Source organism: Streptomyces sp. NPDC023723, assembly GCF_040639815.1.
In the GTDB taxonomy this organism is placed as follows: Bacteria; Actinomycetota; Actinomycetes; order Streptomycetales; family Streptomycetaceae; genus Streptomyces.
On sequence record NZ_JBFAAP010000054.1, the window covers coordinates 20,783 to 40,153 of the forward strand.

General features: G+C 73.8%; 15 protein-coding genes and 1 riboswitch. Of the genes, 5 read left to right on the forward strand and 10 right to left on the reverse strand.

Annotated features, from left to right (window positions below; genetic code table 11):
- Positions 1-6 precede the first annotated feature (6 nt).
- From cobI to AB0G32_RS33710, 9 genes are all read right to left on the reverse strand, one after another.
- Entirely contained in the window at positions 7-780 is a 774-nt protein-coding gene (cobI, locus tag AB0G32_RS33670; RefSeq protein ID WP_361172232.1) for a precorrin-2 C(20)-methyltransferase, read from the reverse strand.
- Positions 765-2,180, reverse strand: a complete 1,416-nt coding sequence (locus AB0G32_RS33675) for a cobyrinate a,c-diamide synthase (protein WP_361172300.1) — start codon at positions 2,178-2,180, stop codon at positions 765-767. Before AB0G32_RS33675 ends, cobI begins: the two co-directional genes overlap by 16 nt.
- Positions 2,177-2,776 (reverse strand): cob(I)yrinic acid a,c-diamide adenosyltransferase, encoded by a 600-nt coding sequence (gene cobO / locus AB0G32_RS33680; protein WP_361172235.1) that lies wholly within the window; start codon positions 2,774-2,776, stop codon positions 2,177-2,179. The genes AB0G32_RS33675 and cobO overlap by 4 nt, the downstream gene beginning before the upstream one ends.
- Positions 2,776-4,788 carry a putative cobaltochelatase gene (locus tag AB0G32_RS33685; protein WP_361172239.1) on the reverse strand — a complete coding sequence of 671 codons (2,013 nt, stop codon included), beginning with the start codon at positions 4,786-4,788 and terminating at the stop codon, positions 2,776-2,778. Before AB0G32_RS33685 ends, cobO begins: the two co-directional genes overlap by 1 nt.
- Positions 4,785-8,441, reverse strand: a complete 3,657-nt coding sequence (gene cobN, locus AB0G32_RS33690) for a cobaltochelatase subunit CobN (protein ID WP_361172242.1) — start codon at positions 8,439-8,441, stop codon at positions 4,785-4,787. Before cobN ends, AB0G32_RS33685 begins: the two co-directional genes overlap by 4 nt.
- Positions 8,438-9,946 (reverse strand): cobyric acid synthase, encoded by a 1,509-nt coding sequence (locus tag AB0G32_RS33695; RefSeq protein ID WP_361172245.1) that lies wholly within the window; start codon positions 9,944-9,946, stop codon positions 8,438-8,440. The genes cobN and AB0G32_RS33695 overlap by 4 nt, the downstream gene beginning before the upstream one ends.
- A complete protein-coding gene (locus AB0G32_RS33700) occupies positions 9,943-10,914 on the reverse strand; it encodes a cobalamin biosynthesis protein (RefSeq protein ID WP_361172247.1) in 972 nt (323 codons plus the stop codon). Before AB0G32_RS33700 ends, AB0G32_RS33695 begins: the two co-directional genes overlap by 4 nt.
- Before the next feature lie 103 nt (positions 10,915-11,017).
- Positions 11,018-11,160: riboswitch (cobalamin riboswitch) on the reverse strand.
- A gap of 175 nt (positions 11,161-11,335) precedes the next feature.
- Positions 11,336-11,557 carry a hypothetical protein gene (locus AB0G32_RS33705; protein WP_361172249.1) on the reverse strand — a complete coding sequence of 74 codons (222 nt, stop codon included), beginning with the start codon at positions 11,555-11,557 and terminating at the stop codon, positions 11,336-11,338.
- Between the two features lie 32 nt (positions 11,558-11,589).
- The gene (locus AB0G32_RS33710) at positions 11,590-12,879 is read right to left on the reverse strand and encodes an inorganic phosphate transporter (protein WP_361172252.1); all 1,290 of its coding nucleotides are present in this window, start codon (positions 12,877-12,879) and stop codon (positions 11,590-11,592) included.
- A gap of 222 nt (positions 12,880-13,101) precedes the next feature.
- On the opposite strand from AB0G32_RS33710, the gene AB0G32_RS33715 reads away from it, so the two are divergent.
- The 3 genes from AB0G32_RS33715 (at position 13,102) to AB0G32_RS33725 (ending at position 16,503) form a co-directional block, all read left to right on the forward strand.
- On the forward strand, positions 13,102-13,776 hold the full coding sequence (locus AB0G32_RS33715; RefSeq protein WP_361172255.1) for a class II aldolase/adducin family protein: 675 nt from the start codon (positions 13,102-13,104) through the stop codon (positions 13,774-13,776).
- 94 nt (positions 13,777-13,870) lie between these two features.
- The gene (locus AB0G32_RS33720; protein WP_361172258.1) at positions 13,871-14,989 is read left to right on the forward strand and encodes an alpha/beta fold hydrolase; all 1,119 of its coding nucleotides are present in this window, start codon (positions 13,871-13,873) and stop codon (positions 14,987-14,989) included.
- Positions 14,990-15,174: 185 nt separating this feature from the next.
- Complete coding sequence (locus AB0G32_RS33725) at positions 15,175-16,503, forward strand: hypothetical protein (RefSeq protein WP_361172303.1); 1,329 nt, start codon at positions 15,175-15,177, stop codon at positions 16,501-16,503.
- A 35-nt stretch (positions 16,504-16,538) separates the two neighbouring features.
- Here AB0G32_RS33725 and AB0G32_RS33730 read toward each other — a convergent pair whose 3' ends face one another.
- On the reverse strand, positions 16,539-16,934 hold the full coding sequence (locus AB0G32_RS33730) for a VOC family protein (RefSeq protein WP_361172261.1): 396 nt from the start codon (positions 16,932-16,934) through the stop codon (positions 16,539-16,541).
- Positions 16,935-17,122: 188 nt separating this feature from the next.
- Here AB0G32_RS33730 and AB0G32_RS33735 point away from each other — a divergent pair, with 188 nt between their 5' ends.
- On the forward strand, positions 17,123-18,721 hold the full coding sequence (locus AB0G32_RS33735; protein ID WP_361172264.1) for an ABC-F family ATP-binding cassette domain-containing protein: 1,599 nt from the start codon (positions 17,123-17,125) through the stop codon (positions 18,719-18,721).
- Positions 18,722-19,093: 372 nt separating this feature from the next.
- Positions 19,094-19,315 carry a helix-turn-helix domain-containing protein gene (locus AB0G32_RS33740; RefSeq protein WP_018567695.1) on the forward strand — a complete coding sequence of 74 codons (222 nt, stop codon included), beginning with the start codon at positions 19,094-19,096 and terminating at the stop codon, positions 19,313-19,315.
- The last annotated feature ends 56 nt before the right edge of the window (positions 19,316-19,371 follow it).

The window sequence follows — 19,371 nt, forward strand, 5'->3', positions numbered from 1 at the left end:
GGCCGGTCACAGTTTCCCGCCCCGGCCGCCGTCCCGCCGCGCGGGCGCGATCAGCGTCGACAGATACGGCAGCGGACCGCCGTCGAGATCGGCGGCCGGCCGGATCGACTCCCGCTCCAGCCCGAGCGCCGACCCCCACACCGCGTCGTCCAGCCGCCCGGTCTCCCGCAACGCCTCGGCCACCTCGGCCGCCTGCCGCCCGAACTTGTACGCCACCACCGTCCCCGGCCCGTTCAGCGCGTCCTTCAGCACGGCGGTCCCGGCGGTGACGGGGACGAGCGTCAGCGGCTCGGTGCCCTCCGTCAGCACCGCGCCCGAGCGGGCCGCCAAGTCCTGCATGGCGGTGATGCCCGGCACCGTCTCCACCACCGTGCCCGGCACCAGAGCGGCGACGGTCTGCGCGAGATAGGTGAACGTCGAGTACACGTTGGGGTCCCCGATGGTGGCGAAGGCGACGCTGCCGTGGGTGCGCAGCAACCCGGCCACCCGCTCACCGGCGGCGTCCCAGGCGGCCTCCCGCCGCGCCCGGTCACTGCGTTCGTTGAGCGCGAAGACGACCCGGACGATCTTCTCGGCGGCCACATAGTGCAGCACGGTCGCCTCGGCCCGGCCCCGCTCGCCGCCGTCCTTTCCATCAGACGCAGCCATTACGGGTACGACGACGATCTCGGCCGCCCGCAGCGCGTTGACCCCCTTGACGGTCACCAGCTCGGGATCACCGGGGCCCACCCCGACTCCGACCAGCTGGCTGCCCTGATGGCTGCTCATGACGTCCGGCACCTCTCCACGAACCGACGGGCGACACCGGGCTGGGACGCCCAGTGCGTGTGCAGATAACTCGCGTGCACGCCCTGCTGTACAAAACCTTCCAGGCGCCGTTCGGGCGCCCGCATCCCCCACGCCGCCGCCGGGCCGGCCCCCGGTTCGACGACCGTCCGGTGGAACTCGTGCCCCCGCAGCCGGGTCCCGGCGGCGGCCAGCGCGCTGTCGCAGACGGCCACCGCGTCCCGGTAGCCGAGCGTCAGCCGCTCGCCCATCCGCGCGGTCGCGTCCAGCACCCCGCACATCGGCAGCCCGTCCAGCTCCCGGCACAGATACAGCAGCCCGGCACACTCGGCGGCCACCGGAGCACCGCGCGCCGCCAGCTCCGCGACCGACTTGCGCAGCGTCTCGTTGCCGGACAGCTCGGCGGCGTACACCTCGGGGAACCCGCCGCCGATCACCAACCCCGCCGTCCCCTCCGGGAGTTCCTCGTCCCGCAGCGGATCGAAGGGGACGACTTCGGCGCCGGCGGCGGCGAGCAGCTCGGTGTGCTCGGCGTAGGAGAAGGTGAACGCGGACCCGCCGGCGACGGCGACGCGCGGCGTCGGCCTTTCAGTTGGCCGAGTCGGGATGGGGGTCCCCCCGCGCGAGCGCAGCCGAGCGTGCGGGAGGGCGGGCGAAGGCTCGGGAGTCCAGGGGGCGGAGCCCCCTGGCAGCGGTCCGGCAGCCCGCGCCAACGCGAGAAGGGCGTCCAGATCACACCCGGCGGACACCAGCGCCGCCATGGCGGCAACGGCGTCGACCGCCTCAGCGGCCCGCTCGGCAACCGGCACCAGCCCCAGATGCCGGGACGGCACCTCGACCGGCGCGGCCCGCCGCAACACCCCCAGCACCGGCACCCCGGCCGACTCCAGCGCCTCCCGCAGCAGCGCCTCGTGCCGGTCCGACCCGACCTTGTTCAGGATCACGCCCCCGACCCGCACCCCCGGGTCCCACGACACGAACCCGTGCACCAGCGCCGCCACCGACCGCGACTGCGCGGACGCGTCCACCACCAGCACCACCGGCGCCCCCAGCAGCTTGGCGACCTGCGCGGTGGACGCCAGTTCGCCTTCCCCGGCGGCCCCGTCGTACAGCCCCATCACACCCTCGACCACGGCGATGTCACACCCCGAGGCCCCGTGCAGGAACAGCGGAGCGACCAGCTCCGCCCCGCACAGATAGGCGTCGAGGTTGCGCCCCGGGCGCCCCGTGGCCAGCGTGTGGTAGCCCGGATCGATGTAGTCCGGCCCCACCTTGTGCGGCGACACGGCGAGCCCCCGCCCGGCGAACGCGGCCATCAGCCCGGTGGCGACGGTGGTCTTCCCGCTTCCCGACGAGGGCGCGGCGACGACCAGCCGAGGAACGCGGGAGGTCACCACTCGATGCCCCTCTGCCCCTTCTGCCCGGCGTCCATCGGATGCTTGACCTTGGACATGTCGGTGACCAGATCCGCGTACTCCACGAGCGCGGCGGGCGCGTTCCGCCCGGTGATCACGACATGCTGGGTACCGGGCCGGTCCCGCAGCACGGAGATCACCTCGTCGGTGTCCACCCACCCCCAGTGCATGGGGTAGGCGAACTCGTCCAGCACGTACAGCTTGTACGTCTCGGCGGCCAGGTCCCGCTTGACCTGCTCCCAGCCCTCCCGGGCCTTCTCCTCGTTGTCCATCTGCGCGTCGCGCTGCACCCAGGACCAGCCCTCGCCCATCTTGTGCCAGTCCACCGACCCGCCCTCGCCGCTGGCCCCCAGCACCCGCAGCGCGTTCTCCTCGCCGACCTTCCACTTCGCCGACTTGACGAACTGGAACACCCCGATCGGCCACCCCTGGTTCCAGGCCCTGAGCGCCAGCCCGAACGCGGCCGTCGACTTCCCCTTGCCGACCCCGGTGTGCACGACCACCAACGGCCGGTTCCGTCGCTGACGGGTGGTCAGTCCGTCGTCCGGTACGACACTCGGCTGCCCCTGCGGCATCAGGCCGCCCTCCTCTGTACGTCCTTCACCAGGCCGGCGATGGAATCCGCCCGCAGCTCGTCCAGCGTCACCGCGGTACCCTCCAGCTCACCCGCGAGCTGCCCGGCGAGCCCCAGCCGCACCGGCCCGGTCTCGCAGTCCACGACCACGGACGCGACGCCCTCGGCGGCGAACAGCCGAGCCGCCCGCCCGGCCAGGGCGACGGGCTCCGGACCACCCGTCGCCCGTCCATCCGTCACCACCACGACCAGCGCCCGCCGCGCCGGGTCCCGCAGCCGCTCCACCCGCAGCACCTCGTGCGCCCGCAGCAGCCCGGCGGCGAGGGGGGTACGCCCACCCGTGGGCAGCGTCTCCAGACGGACCGCCGCCGCGTCCACCGACGAGGTCGGCGGCAGCGCCACCTCGGCCGCCGACCCCCGGAAGGTCACCAGCCCCACCTTGTCCCGCCGCTGATAGGCATCGAGCAGCAGCGACAGCACAGCGCCCTTCACGGCGCTCATCCGCTGCCGCGCGGCCATCGACCCGGAGGCGTCGACGACGAACAGCACGAGGTTGCCCTCCCGCCCCTCCCGCGTCGCCTGCCGCAAGTCGTCCCGCCGGATCACCAGCCCCGGACCGCTGCGCCCCCGGGCCCGCTGATGCGGCGCCGCGGCCCGCACGGTGGCGGCCAGATGCAGCTTGGTCAGCGCGCCCCGGGGCCGCCGGGCCCCGGTGGTCCGCCCGTGCTCGGTCCGGGCCCGCGACCGCCGCCCGGCGCTGCCCTCACCCAGGCCCGGCACGCTCAGCACCTTGGTGCGGAACGGCTCCGCCGCCCGCGCGGGCTGCTGCTCACCGCCCCCGCCGCCGGACGACCGCGGCTCGCCGTCGTCCCCGGCCTCGGGCTGAGCCGAGGGACCGTCGTCGTCGGGAGCCGGCTGCCCACCGCCCCCGCCCGGACCACCGGGCCCGCCGGGATCGTCGTCCCCGTCTCCCTGGTCTCCTTGGTCTTCCTGGCCCTCCGGCCCTCCGGACTCCGCCAGCGTCTCGTCGAGCTTGTCCTCGTCGAGCCCCGGCGCGTCGAACGGGTTCCGCCGGCGCCGATGCGGCAGCGCGAGCAACGCGGCCTGCCGTACGTCCTCCGCCAGCACCTCGGTCCGCCCGGCCCACGCCGCCAGCGCGGTGGCCGTGCGCGCCATCACGATGTCGGCCCGCATCCCGTCCACCTCGAACGCGGCACAGGTCGCCGCGATCTGCCGCAGCGCCCCGTCGCCGAGCCGCACCGCCGGCAGCAGCTCCCGCGCCGCGACGATCCGCGCCCGTACGGCGGTCTCCTCGTCGGTCCAGCGCGCCGCGAAACCGGCCGGATCGTCGTCGTAGGCGAGCCGCCGGCGCACGACCTCCACCCGCTGGTCCGGCTCGCGCGAGGCGGCCACCTCGACGGTGAGCCCGAACCGGTCGAGGAGCTGCGGCCGCAGCTCGCCCTCCTCCGGGTTCATGGTCCCCACCAGCAGGAAGCGGGCGGCGTGCCGTACGGACACGCCCTCGCGCTCGACATACGAGGCGCCCATCGCCGCCGCGTCCAGCAGCAGGTCGACGAGATGGTCGTGCAGCAGGTTGACCTCGTCGACGTAGAGAATCCCGCGGTGCGCGTCGGCCAGCAGTCCCGGCTCGAACGCCTTCACGCCCTCGGCGAGCGCCCGCTCGATGTCGAGGGCGCCGACCAGCCGGTCCTCGGAGGCCCCGACCGGCAGCTCCACCATCCGGGCCGGCCGCGCCTGGCCGCCGCCGATCTCGTGCGGCCCGTCCGGGCAGCCGGGGTCGGGGGAGTGCGGGTCACAGGAGAAACGGCACCCGGGGACGACGTCCACCGCCGGCAGCAGCGCCGACAGCGCCCTTACGGCCGTGGACTTGGCGGTGCCCTTCTCGCCGCGCACCAGCACCCCGCCGACCGCCGGGGACACCGCGTTCAGCAGCAGCGCGAGCCGCAGGTCGTCCTGGCCGACAACGGCCGTGAACGGAAAGGGAGTGGTCACTTCTCGTCGCCCTCCAAGTCGCCCTCAAGCTCCAGATATGTGGCGCGCAGCCGCTCCAGGGTCTGCGCGTCCGGCTCCGCCCACAGCCCCCGGTCCGCCGCCTCCAGCAGCCGTTCCGTGATGCCGCGCAGCGCCCAGGGGTTGGACTGCCGCATGAAGTCCCGGTTCTCCGGGTCGAAGACGTACTCGGCCGACAACCGCTCGTACATCCAGTCGTCCACCACCCCGGCCGTCGCGTCGTACCCGAACAGGTAGTCCACGGTCGCCGCCATCTCGAAGGCACCCTTGTAGCCGTGCCGGCGCATCGCCGCCATCCAGCGCGGGTTCACCACCCGGGCCCGGAACACCCGGTGCGTCTCCTCGCCCAGCGTGCGGGTCTTCACCTGGTCCGGCGTGGCGGAGTCCCCGACGTACGCCTCGGGCGAGGCCCCCGTCAGATGCCGCACCATCGCGACCATGCCGCCGTGGTACTGGAAGTAGTCGTCGGCGTCGACCAGGTCGTGCTCACGCGTGTCGACGTTCTTCGCCGCCACCGCGATCCGCCGGAACGCCGTCTCCATGTCCCCCCGGGCCGCCCGCCCGTCCAGCCCCCGTCCGTAGGCGTAGCCGCCCCACACCGCGTACACCTCGGCGAGGTCCGCGTCCGAGCGCCAGTTGCGGGCGTCGATCAGCGGCAGCAGCCCGGCCCCGTACGCCCCCGGCTTGGAGCCGAAGATCCGGGCCGTGGCGCGCCGCCGGTCCCCGTGCGCGGCGGCGTCCTCCTCCACGTGCGCCCGTACGTAGTTGGACTCGGCCGGCTCGGCCAGCTCCGCCACCGCCCGTACCGCGTCGTCGATCAGCCCCACCACGTGCGGGAACGCGTCCCGGAAGAAGCCCGAGATACGGACCGTGACGTCGATGCGCGGCCGGCCCAGCTCGCTCACCGGCACCACCTCGAAGCCGGTCACCCGCCGCGAGGCGTCGTCCCACACCGGGCGGCAGCCCAGCAGGGCCAGGATCTCGGCGATGTCGTCGCCCTGGGTGCGCATCGCGGACGTGCCCCACACCGTCAGGCCGACCGACTTCGGGTACTCCCCGGTGTCCTGGAGATAACGGGCGATCAGCGAGTCCGCGAGCGACTGCCCCACCTCCCAGCTCAGCCGGGACGGGATCGCCTTGGGGTCGACGGAGTAGAAGTTCCGGCCGGTGGGGAGCACGTTGACCAGTCCGCGGGTGGGCGAACCCGACGGCCCGGCGGGGACGTAACCGCCGTCCAGCGCACGCAGGATGTGCCCGATCTCGTCCGTGGTCCGGGCCAGCCGCGGCACCACCTCCACGCAGGCGAACTCCAGCACGGCGACCGCCTCGGGCAGCTCGCCGCCCAGCACCTCCCGCACCAGAGCGGGGACGGCCGCCACCGCCCAGTCCCGCGCCTCCATGCCCTCCGCGAACCGCCGGCACAGCTGCTCCAGCAGGTCGATCGCGTCGGCGCCGGTCCGGTCCGGGCCGGCGACCAGCCCGGTCAGTTCGGCCGGCACCTTCACCGGCGCGCCCGGCTCGGCCAGCAGGTCCTTCTCCACCAGCCCGAAGTGCGCGGCCAGTGCCGCCCGCAGGCCGGGCAGCGCGTTCGCCCGGCCGCCCCACACCTGCGAGGCGCGCAGCACGGCCAGCACCAGGTTGACGCGGGGCTCGCCCTCCGGCCCGCCGCCCAGGATGTGCAGCCCGTCGCGGATCTGCACGTCCTTGATCTCGCACAGATAGCCGTCGATGTGCATCACGAACTCGTCGAAGGCGGCGTCGTCCGGCTGGTCGTCGACATGCAGGTCGTGGTGCAGCTCGGCCGCCTTGACCAGCGTCCAGATCTGCGCCCGCACCGCCGGCGCCTTGGTGGGGTCCAGGTCGGAGACGAGCGCGTACTCGTCCAGCAGCTGTTCCAGTTTGGCCAGGTCGCCGTAGGTGTCGGCGCGGGCCATCGGCGGCACCAGGTGATCGACGACCGTGGCGTGGCCGCGCCGCTTGGCCTGGGTGCCCTCGCCGGGGTCGTTGACGATGAACGGGTAGATGAGGGGGAGGTCACCGAGCACCGCGTCCGGCGCGCAGCCCGCGCCGAGCCCGAGCCCCTTGCCCGGCAGCCACTCCATCGTGCCGTGCTTGCCCATGTGCACCACCGCGTCGGCGCCGAAGCTGTGGTCCAGCCAGCGGTAGGCGGCCAGGTAGTGGTGCGACGGCGGCATGTCGGGGTCGTGGTAGATCGCGATCGGGTTCTCCCCGAAGCCGCGCGGCGGCTGGATCATCACGACCACGTTCCCGAACTGGAGGGACGCCAGCACGATGTCGTCGCCGTCCACGTAGAGCGAGCCCGGCGGCTCGCCCCACGCCTCCACCATGCCGTCCCGCAGCGAGGGGTCGAGCTTCTCGAACCACGCCCGGTAGTCCGCCAGCGGCACCCGCGCGGGCGCCGCCGCCAACTGGTCCTCCGTCAGCCACTCGACGTCGTGCCCGCCGGCCTCGATCAGCCGGTGGATCAGCTCGTCGCCGCCGGAGGGGTAGCCGGAGACCGCGTACCCGGCGTCCCGCAGCGCGTCCAGCACCCGGACCGCCGACGCCGGGGTGTCCAGACCCACCGCGTTGCCCACCCGCGAGTGCTTGGTCGGGTACGCGGTGAAGACCAGCGCGATCTTCTTCTCGGCGTTGGCCTTGTGCCCCAGCGCCGCGTGCCGCACCGCGATCCCGGCGACCCGCCCGGCCCGCTCGGGGTCGGCCACGTAGACCGGGACCTCGTCGGGACCCTGCTCCTTGAAGGAGAACGGCACCGTCACCAGCCGGCCGTCGAACTCCGGGATCGCGACCTGCATCGCCGCGTCCATGGGGGAGAGCGCGGCGTCGGACGCCTCCCAGACCGCCTTGGACGAGGTGAGGCAGAGCCCTTGCAGCACCGGGATGTTCAGGTCGGCCAGCGCGCCGATGTCCCACGCCTCCTCGTCGCCGCCCGCCGACGCCTGCGAGGCGTGCGTGCCGCCGGCCGCGAGCACGGTGGCGACCAGGGCGTCGGCCCGGCCGAGGATCTCGTACAGCCCGGCGTCCGCGCCGCGCAGCGAACCGCAGTACACGGCAAGGGCGTTGGCGCCCTTCGCCTCGATCGCGTCGCACAGCGTGTCGACGAAGCCGGTGTTGCCGCTCAGTTCGTGGGCGCGGTAGAAGAGCACCCCCACGGTCGGGCGGCCCTCCGTGTACGGGCGTTCGCCGTGCACGCCGTACTCCGGCATCCTGCGCGGCTCCTCGAAGCCCTCGCCGGTCAGCAGCACGGTGTCGGAGAGGAACCGGGCGAGCTGGGTGAGGTTGTCCGGCCCGCCCTCGACCAGGTAGCGCAACGCCTGCGCCACCACACCGGCCGGCACCGACGACTCGGCCATCAGCTCCGCGTCCGGCACCGACTCCCCGCCGAGCAGCACGGTCGGCACCCCGGACGCCTTCAGCGCCGCCAGCCCGTCCTCCCAGGCCCGCTTGCCGCCGAGCAGCCGTACGACGACGAGGTCGGCGCCCGCCAGCAGCGCGGGCAGTTCCTCCTGGACGTCGACCCGGTTCGGGTTGCCGATCCGGTACGCGGCGCCGGACGCGGCCCGGGCCGCCAGCAGATCCGTGTCGGCGGTCGACAACAACAAGACAGTGCTCATGCGGGCGCTCCCGGTGGAATGAAAGGCAGTCCTTGTGGCGCGCCGGACTCGATGAGCCGCCACAGCGCGTCCGTGTCCGCGTGCTGTTCGATCAGGTCGCCGAGCCGGTCGAGCTGCTCCTCGCGCAGCGCGGCGAAGCTCGTGTCGGGCGCGGGCACGAAGCGGCGGCCCGCGGCGGCGGCCACCTCGCGCAAAAACGCCCGCCGGAACCCGTCCGACTCCAGCGAACCGTGCCAGTGCGTGCCCCAGGTCTGGCCGACCCGGCAGCCGTCCAGGAACGGCTCGCCGCCCGTCACCTCGGCGACGCCGTGATGGATCTCGTACCCCTCGACCCGTTCGCCGAGGGCCTCGCCGACCGGCCGGGTGAGGGTCTTCTCGCGGGCGAACCGCACCCGCACCGGCAGCACGCCGAGCCCGGCCACGTGCCCGGCGCGCGACTCGACGTCGTCCTCGATGTGCTCCCCGAGGAGCTGGAAGCCGCCGCAGACGCCGAGCACGGGCCGGCCCTCGGCGGCCCGGCGCGTCAGCGCGTCCGCGAGCCCCCGCTCCCGCAGCCAGGCAAGGGCCCGGACCGTCCCCCGGGTCCCCGGCACCACGGCCAGATCCGCGTCGGCCAGTTCCTCCGGCCGGTCCACGAACCGCACCACGACCCCCGGTTCGGCGGCGAGCGCGTCCACGTCCGTGAAGTTGGACATCAGCGGGACCGCGCAGACGGCGACCCGCAGCACGTCCGCGCCGACGGGGGCGGTGACCCGGGACTCCCGGACGGCGCCGCGCAGCGACACCGCCATCCCGTCCTCCTCGTCGATGCCGAGCCCGTGCCGGTACGGCAGCACGCCGTACGTCCGCCGCCCGGTGAGCCCGTGGAGCATGTCCAGGCCCGGTTTCAGCAACGACACGTCGCCCCGGAACTTGTTCACCAGGAACCCGGCGACCAGCGCCTGGTCCTCGGGCGCGAGCAGCGCGACCGTGCCGAAGAAGGAGGCGAAGACACCGCCCCGGTCGATGTCCCCGACGACCAGGACGGGCAGCCCGGCGCCGCGCGCGATCCCCATGTTCACGATGTCGGTCCGGCGCAGGTTGATCTCCGCCGGACTGCCCGCCCCTTCACAGATCACCGCGTCATACGTGCCCCGCAGTTCGGCCAGGCACTCCAGCACGGTGCCGAGCAACCGCCGCTGCCGTCCGCCGTGGTAGCCGCGGGCGCTCATCTCACCGACCGGCTTGCCGAGCAGCACGACCTGGCTGCTCTGCTCGCCGCCGGGCTTGAGCAGCACGGGGTTCATCAGCGCGGTCGGCTCCACCCGGCACGCCTGCGCCTGCATGGCCTGCGCCCGTCCGATCTCCGCGCCCTCCCGGGTCACGAACGAGTTGAGCGACATGTTCTGCGCCTTGAACGGAGCCACCTTCACGCCCTGCCGCACCAGCCACCGGCAGATCCCGGCGGTCACGACGCTCTTGCCGGCGTCGGAGGTGGTACCGGCGACGAGCAGACCGCCGTTCACGCGTCACGTCCTTTCAGCAGCCGGGCCCCCGCGATCTGGGCGCCTGCGATCCGGGCGCCCGCGCACACGCCGAGCGCGAGCCAGCTCACGCGCCGGGACAGCCGTACCGCCCGGTCGATGTCGGCGACGCGCACGGTCCGCCCGTGCGCCCCGTTGAGGACGGGCCGGTGCTCGACCCGGCCGCCGTACGCCAGGGTCCCGCCCAGCCGTACCCCGAGGGCGCCCGCGAAGGACGCCTCCACCGGCCCGGCGTTGGGGCTCGGATGCCGGCCGGCGTCGGTCCGCCAGGCCCGTACGGCACCCCGGGGATCGCCGCCGGCCGCGGCGGCCAGTACGGCGGTCAGCCGGGCGCCCGGCCCTCCGGCCACGTCGTCCAGCCGGGCCGAGGCCCAGCCGTAGCGCCGGTGGCGGGGCGACTTGTGGCCGACCATGGCGTCGAGGGTGTTGACGGCCCGGAAGCCGAGCAGCCCCGGCACCCCGGCCGCGGCCCCCCACACCAGCGCGCCCACCACCGCGTCGGAGGTGTTCTCGGCGACGGACTCCACCACGGCCCGGGCGATCCCGTCGGCGTCCAGTGCCTGCGGGTCCCGCCCGCACAGGTGCGGCAGCCGCTCCCGGGCGCCCTCGACGTCCCCGGCCGTCAGCGCCCGTCCGATCGCGGACGCCTCCCGGGCCAGCGAGGTCCCGCCGACCACGGCCCAGGTGGCGGCGGCGGTCAGGGTGATGGAGGCGGCGGGCCAGGGGCGTACGGCCCGGGCGGCCACGGCGCCCAGGGCGACGGCGCCACCGGCGCACACGGCGGTGTGCAGGGCGCCCACACCCCGGTGGTCCCGCCACAGCAGTTGTTCGACGGCACCGGCCGCGCGGCCGAACACGGCGACCGGATGCCCGCGGCGGGGATCGCCGAGGAGCAGGTCACCGAGGAGGCCGGCGGTGGCGCCGTACGCGAAGACGCGTCCGGCACGCACGGGACGTCAGCCGGTCACGCGATCGGAGACGGGGGAACCGGACCTGCGGTCTGAACGGCGGCCGAGCATCGCGTTATGTCCTCACTAGGGTGTCCACGCCCTGGTTCGACGAGACCGGCGGTGAGAGTTCCTGACTCCCGGGGAGCACTCCCCGGTCACAGTGGCGGGACCGCGCCGGATTCGCACCGGGCTTCCTCTCCTGCCGCCGTACATGGCCCCGGAAGTCCACCACGTGCCGAGAACACCCGTCAACTTGCCGTTGACCTGCGACGGAGGAGCGCGGGCGGCCGTACGGCGGCCCGCGCGGGCCGAAAGAGCCCGGTGCGGGTCCGGATTGCCCTCCCTGGACCCGGACATGACCAGGGGAGGCGGGTGCGCCACCCCGGGGGCCGGGGTGGCCGACGACACATCCGGCGGCGCCTCAGGCCACGATCAGATAGATCCCGTACGCCACCGCCGCCGCGCACGCCGCGAAGCAGACGTACGCGCCGGTGACCGCGAGGCCCGCCGAGCCGCCCTGCGCGGCGGCCCGCTCCTGGCGGGTCAGGCCGGCGATGCCGAGGGTGAACAGGGTCACCAGGGCGACGGTGGCCCCGAGGCCGACGCCGAAGACGGAGCCGAGGGCTGCCCAGTCGATGTCCATACTGCTTCTCTTCCTTCCGGCCCGGCCGGGACTCAGACGGGGGTGGCGGCCGAACGGGCCGGGGCGTCGGGGAGTTCGGAGGGCTGGGCCGGGATGGCGGCCGCGAGGCTCTCGACCGGGGGGAGACCGCCGGGGGCGTCGGGGGCGTCGGCCGGGGGGCCGACCGGCGGCGGGGCCACCGCGGCCACCGCCGCGGTCACCACGCCGGCCGGTTCCGCGCCGTCCGGGACGGCGACGTTGGTGTGGTCGACGACCTCGCGCCGGGAGATCCGCCAGATCGCGAAGCTCGCGGCGACCAGCAGCACCGCGACCAGCGCCGTGCCCCAGTCGCCCAGCGAGCAGACCCACTCGGCGAGCGCGGCGACCAGGGCCGCGGCCGGCAGCGTCAGCACCCAGGCGACGACCATCCGGGTCGCCGTGGACCAGCGCACCACCCCGCCCTTGCGGCCGAGGCCGGCCCCCATCACCGAACCGGAGACCGAGTGCGTGGTGGAGAGGGAGAAGCCGAGGTGGGAGGAGGCCAGGATGACCGTCGCGGCGCTGGTCTGGGCGGCGAAGCCCTGCTGCGGCTGGAGGTCGGTCAGGCCCTTGCCCATGGTCTGGATGATCCGCCAGCCGCCGAGGTAGGTGCCCATCGCGATGGCGAGGCCCGCGCACAGGATGACCCAGACCGGCGGGTCGGAGTCGGGGGCGAGGGCGCCGCCGGCCACCAGGGCGAGGGTGATGATGCCCATCGTCTTCTGGGCGTCGTTGGTGCCGTGCGCCAGCGAGACCAGACCGGCCGAGGCGATCTGCCCGGCCCGGTAGCCCTTCTCGGCCGCCCGGCCGTCGGCCCCCCGGCCCAGCCGGTACGACAGCCGGGTGGCGACCAGGGCCGCGACGCCCGCCACCGCCGGGGCGGCGACCGCCGGGAGCAGCACCTTGGTGACGAGGACGTCGCCGTGCACCGCGCCGACGCCCGCCGAGGCGATCGCGGCGCCGATCAGACCGCCCATGAGGGCGTGCGAGGAACTGGACGGCAGCCCGACCAGCCAGGTCAGCAGGTTCCAGAGGATCGCGCCGACCAGGGCGGCGAAGATGACCTCGGGACGGATGCCGGTCTCGTCGACGAGACCCTTGGAGATCGTGTTGGCGACCTCCACGGAGAGGAATGCGCCCACGAGGTTCAGCACGGCGGACATGGCCACCGCGACCTTGGGCTTGAGCGCACCGGTCGAAATGGTCGTTGCCATCGCGTTCGCGGTGTCGTGGAAACCGTTCGTGAAATCAAACGCGAGTGCGGTCACCACCACAATCGCGAGGATCAGCGAGAAGCTTTCCATTTACCCAGGCAATCGTTCGAGGTCATTGGCTGGTTGAACGTAGGCAACCAGGGTGAACGGAAGATGAACTGAGGGGGGCTTCATGGTGTCCGGAATCGGAGCCACCGCCCCCCCTCGGTCTCGACTCCCCGGGCGGAGGATCACTGCCCGCCCGGTGCGCCGGTCCGCCCCCGCCTGGCAGGATCGCCGGGGCGGGAACCACCGGGTGAAGGAGGCGGCATCGTGTCCGAGTCGCGGGGCGGGGTCGTGCGCCCGGAAGAGGCGCGCGCCTGGGCGGCGCTGGTGGCCACCGCCCGGCGCACGGTCGCCGACGGTCTGGTGGTCGGCACCTCCGGCAACGTCTCGGTCCGGGTCGGCGACACCGTCCTGGTCACGCCGTCCGGCGTGCCGTACGACCGGCTCGCACCGGACGACGTCACCGGCGTCGCGCTGGCCGACGGACGGCAGGTGCTCGGCGCCCTGGTCCCGACCAGCGAACTGCCCATGCACCTCGCGGTGTACCGGCACACCGACGCGGGCGCCGTCGTCCACACCCACGCCGTGCACGCCACGGCCGTCTCCACCCTGGTCCCGGAACTGCCACTGGCGCACTACATGGCCGCGGCCCTCGGCGGCCCCGTCCGGGTCGCCCAGTACGCGACGTACGGCACCGAGGAACTGGCCGCGCACATGCTCCGGGCCCTCGACGGCCGCTCCGGCTGCCTCCTCCAGAACCACGGGACGATCACCTACGGGGCCGGCCTCGACCAGGCCTACGACCGCACCGCCCAGCTGGAGTGGATGTGCCGGCTGTGGCTGACCGCCTCCTCGGTCCCCGGCCTGACCCCGTCCCTGCTGACGGAGGACCAGCTCGCCCGGGTGGCGGAGCGGCTGCGCGGCTACGGGCAGCAGGGCTGAGGGCAGGCCCCGGCGCCCGCCCGCGCCACCCGCCCCTCACCCGGAGTCGTCCTTCCGGTGGCTTACGACGGGGCACGCCGGGAAACTGGGAGCTGTGCGCACCGTCACCGCAACGACCGCCGCCGTCACCGCGGCCCTGGCAGCAGGCGCCGCGAGCGTCGCCGCCGGCCGCCTCGCCAGCGACGCCGCCCTCAAGGCGACGCCCGGCCGGCCCCTGCCCACCGAACCCCGGCTCACGGTGCACGGCACCGCCGCCGGACAGATCACCCTCACCCGGCACCTGGCCGCACTGCGGCCCGGCCGGTACGGGCTGGCCGGCGACGGCTCGCACGCCGTCGTGGGCCCCGTGCTGCCCGGCGACCGGCACCCCGCCGACACCGTCGTGCGCCGCCTGGAAGGCGTCACACACGGCACCCTCGGCCCCGGCGACCGGGCCTGGCTGACCGCCAACCTGTACGTCGGCAACCCGGGCACCGCCCTCGGCCTGCGCCACACCGACGTCGAGGTGCCCGGCGACCTCGGCGCGCTGCCGGCCTGGTTCCTGCCCGGCGCGCGCGGCACCTGGATCATCGCGGTGCACGGCCTGGGCACCACCCGGGAGCACACCCTGAACCTCATGGGCCTCCTGAACCGCCTGGAGTTCCCGCTGCTGGCCCTCGCCTACCGGGGCGACGTCGGCGCGCCCCGGCCGCCGGACGGCCTGCGGCACTTCGGCGAGACCGAGTGGCGCGACCTGGAGGCCGCCGTCCGGTACGCCGTCGGCCACGGCGCCCGCAAGGTCGTCCTGCTCGGCTGGTCCACCGGCGCCACCATGGCGCTGCGCACCGCCACCCGCTCCCGGCTGCGGGACCGGATCTCCGGGCTGGTCCTGGACTCCCCGGTCCTGGACTGGCAGACGACCGTACGCACCCTCGCCGCGGCCCGCCGCACCCCGGGCGCGCTGCTGCCGCTCGCGGTCCGCGCCGCGCAGGGCCGCACCGGACTCGACGCCGGGCCCGCCGCCGGCCACGGCCGGCTCGGCGTCCCGGCCCTCGTCTTTCACGGCCCCGCCGACAGCGTCGCCCCCTGGCAGCTCTCCCGGCGCCTGGCCGACGCCCACCCCCGCCTGGTCACCCTGCACACCGTCGCGCACGCCGCGCACGGCGCGATGTGGAACGCCGACCCGGACACCTACGAAGAGACCCTGCGCCGCTTCCTGACCCCGCTGATGTAGCCCCGGGCCGCTCGCGCGGCCCCCCGCGCCGGAGCCGCCCCCGGACTTGTCCGTGGTCCGTCGAAGCTGTCCGTTTGGGTTTTCGGACCGTCAACCGGAAGACTGCACCCGTGACGTCCCGTATCCCGCGCGACTCCAGGCTCCGACTCGTCCGCCCGCGACCCCTGGCCGCCGCCCCCAGAGCGATGAACCAGCGGCCACCGCGCCGCACCGCGCCGCGCCCCCCGGAGGGCACCCCCGCACGCTCGGAGCTGGCCCGCATGGCACGCTCCGTACTGGCCGCCGCCGCCCGCGTCGCCCGCTGGGCGGACACCGCCCTCGGCCCCGGCCGGGCGAGCGGCACCACCGACGGCAAGGCCACCCTCTCCGCCGCCTCCGCCGAACTCGCCGCCGCCGAACTGGGCCTGACCGCCGTACAGGTCCAGGCCGACTGGGACATCGCCCGGCTCGCCGGACTGGTCGAAGTGCACGGCGACAGCGCCCGCCCCGGCTGGCGGCTGCGCGCCTGGAACCGGGACGACAGCGCCGTACTGCGCGGCTGGGTCGCCCTCTTCGACGCCTGGTCGCTCGCTCACCCCGAGCCGGCCGGGCAGGAGCACGCCGCCGTCGCCGAGGTCGTCTCGGCCATGCCCCAGGTGCTCTCCTTCCTCCATCTGTCGGCCGGCCCGGTGCCCGTGGCCCAGCTCCTCGACCTGCTCCAGCAGCGCGTCACCGAACTGCGCACCGAGCGCTGCGAGGTCCCCTACGACGGCCCCGGCGCCGAGCCCCCGGCGCAGCCGGCCGGCGACGACACCGCACTCGCCCCCCTCCTGGACTGGGCCCTCGGCGCCCTGGCCGGCGTCGGCGCGCTCACCTACGGCGACGCGCAGGCCACCCTCACCCCGCTCGGCAACTGGGCGGTCTGGGTCAAGCTGGAGCAGATCTGCGTCGCCGCGCAGAGCCCCGCCGGCAACATCGAGCAGGCCGCCGAGGACATGCTGCGCGGCTGCGCCCAGCTCCGCCCCAACGCGGCCCGCGCCGAGTACCGGGCCTGGCTCGCCGCCCGCCCCGTGGGCAGCGCCGTCACCGAACTCCTCGCCGCCGCCCGCGGCGAGGACGCCCTGCTGCGCGGCCTGGCCTTCGAGGCGCTGCGCGTGGTCGGCGCCCCCGCCGAACCCGACGTGCGGTCGGTGGCCGAGGAGCCGACCCTGCGGCCGTACGCCCTGCTGTGGCTGGCCGAGCACGACGGCGTCGACCCGGAGGACGCGCACGAGGTGCTCACCCGCCAGGAGGCCACCTGGCTGTGGGTCGACACCGCCGCCGCCGTCGCCGACCACGGCGAGGCCCCGCTGCTCGTACGGCACCTGGAGGCCGCGATCCAGCCCACCGTGCCGATGCTCCTGGAGGAGGTGCAGGCGGTCGGGCACCCCCGGACCGTGCAGGTCCTGGTGGCGCTGGCCGCCGCGCACCCCGACCCGGCACTGGCCAAGGCGGTCCGCCGGGCCGCCTTCCAGGTCCACACGGGAGGAAGCTGACCGGCCCCCGCCGCTCAGGCGGGTAGCTCCGGATCTCAGGCGGGTATCTCCGGGGCGTACGTGCCGAAGCTCCAGATGTTGCCCTCCAGATCGCGGGCCATGTAGTCGCGCGAGCCGTAGTCCTGGTCGGCCGGCTCCATCACGATCTCCACGCCGTGCTCCACGGCCCGCCGGTGATGGGCGTCGAGGTCGTCCACCACGACGTACACCCCGGTGTGGCCGGAGCCCTCCATGAGCTTGTCGAAACGGCTGCCGGTGCCCTTCGAGCCGAGCATCAGCGCCGCGCCGCCCAGCGCCAGCTCGGCGTGGACCACCTTGCCGTCCTCGCCCTCGTACACCGCCAGCTCGCTGAAGCCGAACGCCTCCTTGAGCTGGCGGATCGCCGCCTTGGCGTCCGTGTACTGCAGCGCCGGAAAGATTCCGCCCGCCATGCCGATCACTCCCTCGTGAAACAGCTCGGTCCCCACTTCCGAGTCTCGCACCGGCCACTGACAACGCAGGAAAAAGTGGTTGCACGGCACCGTTAGACTGGCCCCATGGCCATTCTCCTCGCGCATTAGCCGGCGGGCACGTCCTCAGCCGCCTGTCCCCGCCACCCAACCCGCCCTGGAGTCTGTCCGTGATCTCCGCCTCCGGTATCGAGCTGCGCGCCGGTGCCCGTGTCCTCATCGAGAGCGCCACCTTCCGCGTCGCCAAGGGCGACCGCATCGGCCTGGTCGGCCGCAACGGCGCCGGCAAGACCACCCTCACCAAGTGCCTGGCCGGCGAGGGCATCCCGGCCGCCGGCGCCATCACCCGCTCCGGCGAGGTCGGCTACCTGCCGCAGGACCCCCGCACCGGCGACCTCGACGTGCTGGCCCGCGACCGCATCCTGTCCGCCCGCGGCCTGGACACCCTGATCCGCAAGATGCGGGACAACGAGCAGCGCATCGCCAACGGCCAGGGCGCCACCCGCGACAAGGCGCTCAGGCAGTACGAGCGCCAGGAGACCGAGTTCCTCACCAAGGGCGGGTACGCCGCCGAGGCCGAGGCCGCCACCATCGCCGCCGCGCTCAACCTGCCCGACCGGGTGCTCGGCCAGCCCCTGCACACCCTCTCCGGCGGCCAGCGCCGCCGGATCGAGCTGGCCCGCATCCTCTTCTCGGACGCCGACACCCTGCTGCTCGACGAGCCCACCAACCACCTCGACGCCGACTCGATCATCTGGCTGCGGGACTACCTGAAGACCTACCGCGGCGGCTTCATCGTGATCTCCCACGACGTCGACCTGGTCGAGACGGTCGTGAACAAGGTGTTCTACCTGGACGCCAACCGCGCCCAGATCGACGTCTACAACATGGGCTGGAAGCTCTACCAGCAGCAGCGCGAGGCCGACGAGAAGCGCCGCAAGCGCGAGCGGCAGAACGCCGAGAAGAAGGCGTCCGCGCTGCACTCGCAGGCCGACAAGATGCGCGCCAAGGCCACCAAGACGGTCGCCGCGCAGAACATGGCCCGCCGCGCGGACAAGCTGCTGGCCGGCCTGGAGGCCGAGCGGAAGTCCGACAAGGTCGCCAAGCTGCGCTTCCCCGAGCCCTCGCCGTGCGGCAAGACCCCGCTGATGGCCGAGGGCCTGTCCAAGTCGTACGGCTCGCTGGAGATCTTCACCGACGTCGACCTGGCCATCGACAAGGGCTCCCGCGTCGTCATCCTCGGCCTCAACGGCGCGGGCAAGACGACCCTGCTGCGCCTGCTGGGCGGCGCGGAGAAGCCCGACACCGGCCGGGTCATCGAGGGCCACGGCCTCAAGCTCGGCTACTACGCGCAGGAGCACGAGACCCTCGACCCGGAGCGCACGGTCCTGGAGAACATGCGCTCCGCCGCCCCCGACCTGGACCTGGTCGAGGTCCGCAAGACGCTCGGCTCGTTCCTGTTCTCCGGCGACGACGTCGACAAGCCGGCCGGGGTCCTCTCCGGCGGCGAGAAGACCCGCCTGGCGCTCGCCACCCTGGTGGTCTCCTCGGCCAACGTGCTGCTGCTCGACGAGCCCACCAACAACCTCGACCCGGCCAGCCGCGAGGAGATCCTCGGCGCGCTGCGCACCTACAAGGGCGCCGTCGTCCTGGTCACCCACGACGAGGGCGCGGTAGAGGCGCTCCAGCCGGAGCGGATCATCCTGCTCCCGGACGGTGTCGAGGACCTCTGGGGCGCCGACTACGCGGATCTCGTCGCCCTCGCCTGATCGTCGTCTCTTCTCCGACCGTCGCCCTTGCTTGATCGAATGAATGATCCACGGCGTATGGATCATTCAGCCGATCCGTGATCCACCATCTGTGTGAGATCTCCTCGTACCGAGGTGTGTCATACATCGATTTCACGGCCGAGTCACCCGTCCCCGGGGGCTCGGCCGTCTCGCCTTTCTGACCAGGAACTTCTTCCGGGCAACCCGTTCGGGTGTACGGACGCGAAGTCTTGGAATTCGTTATTCCGCTTGTGGGGAACCGCTCCTGTCGTCACAACCTTGTCTCATCGACCTTGCCGAATGGGTGGCCATCGGGGCCCGGAGGGGTGATCATGAGGAGAACCAGAGCGCACTTCCCATGAGGAGGCACGGGTGGCCGAGACTCTGAAGAAGGGCAGCCGGGTTACCGGCGCCGCGCGCGACAAGCTCGCGGCAGACCTGAAGAAGAAGTACGACGCCGGTGCGAGCATCCGGGCGTTGGCCGAGGAGACCGGCCGCTCGTATGGCTTTGTGCACCGCATGCTCAGTGAGTCGGGCGTCACGCTGCGAGGGCGTGGCGGGGCGACCCGGGGCAAGAAGGCCGCTTCGGCCTGATTTCCCCGGGCGGCCCCTCGGCTCTCCGATGGTGGCCACCCGGTCGGACACTTGAC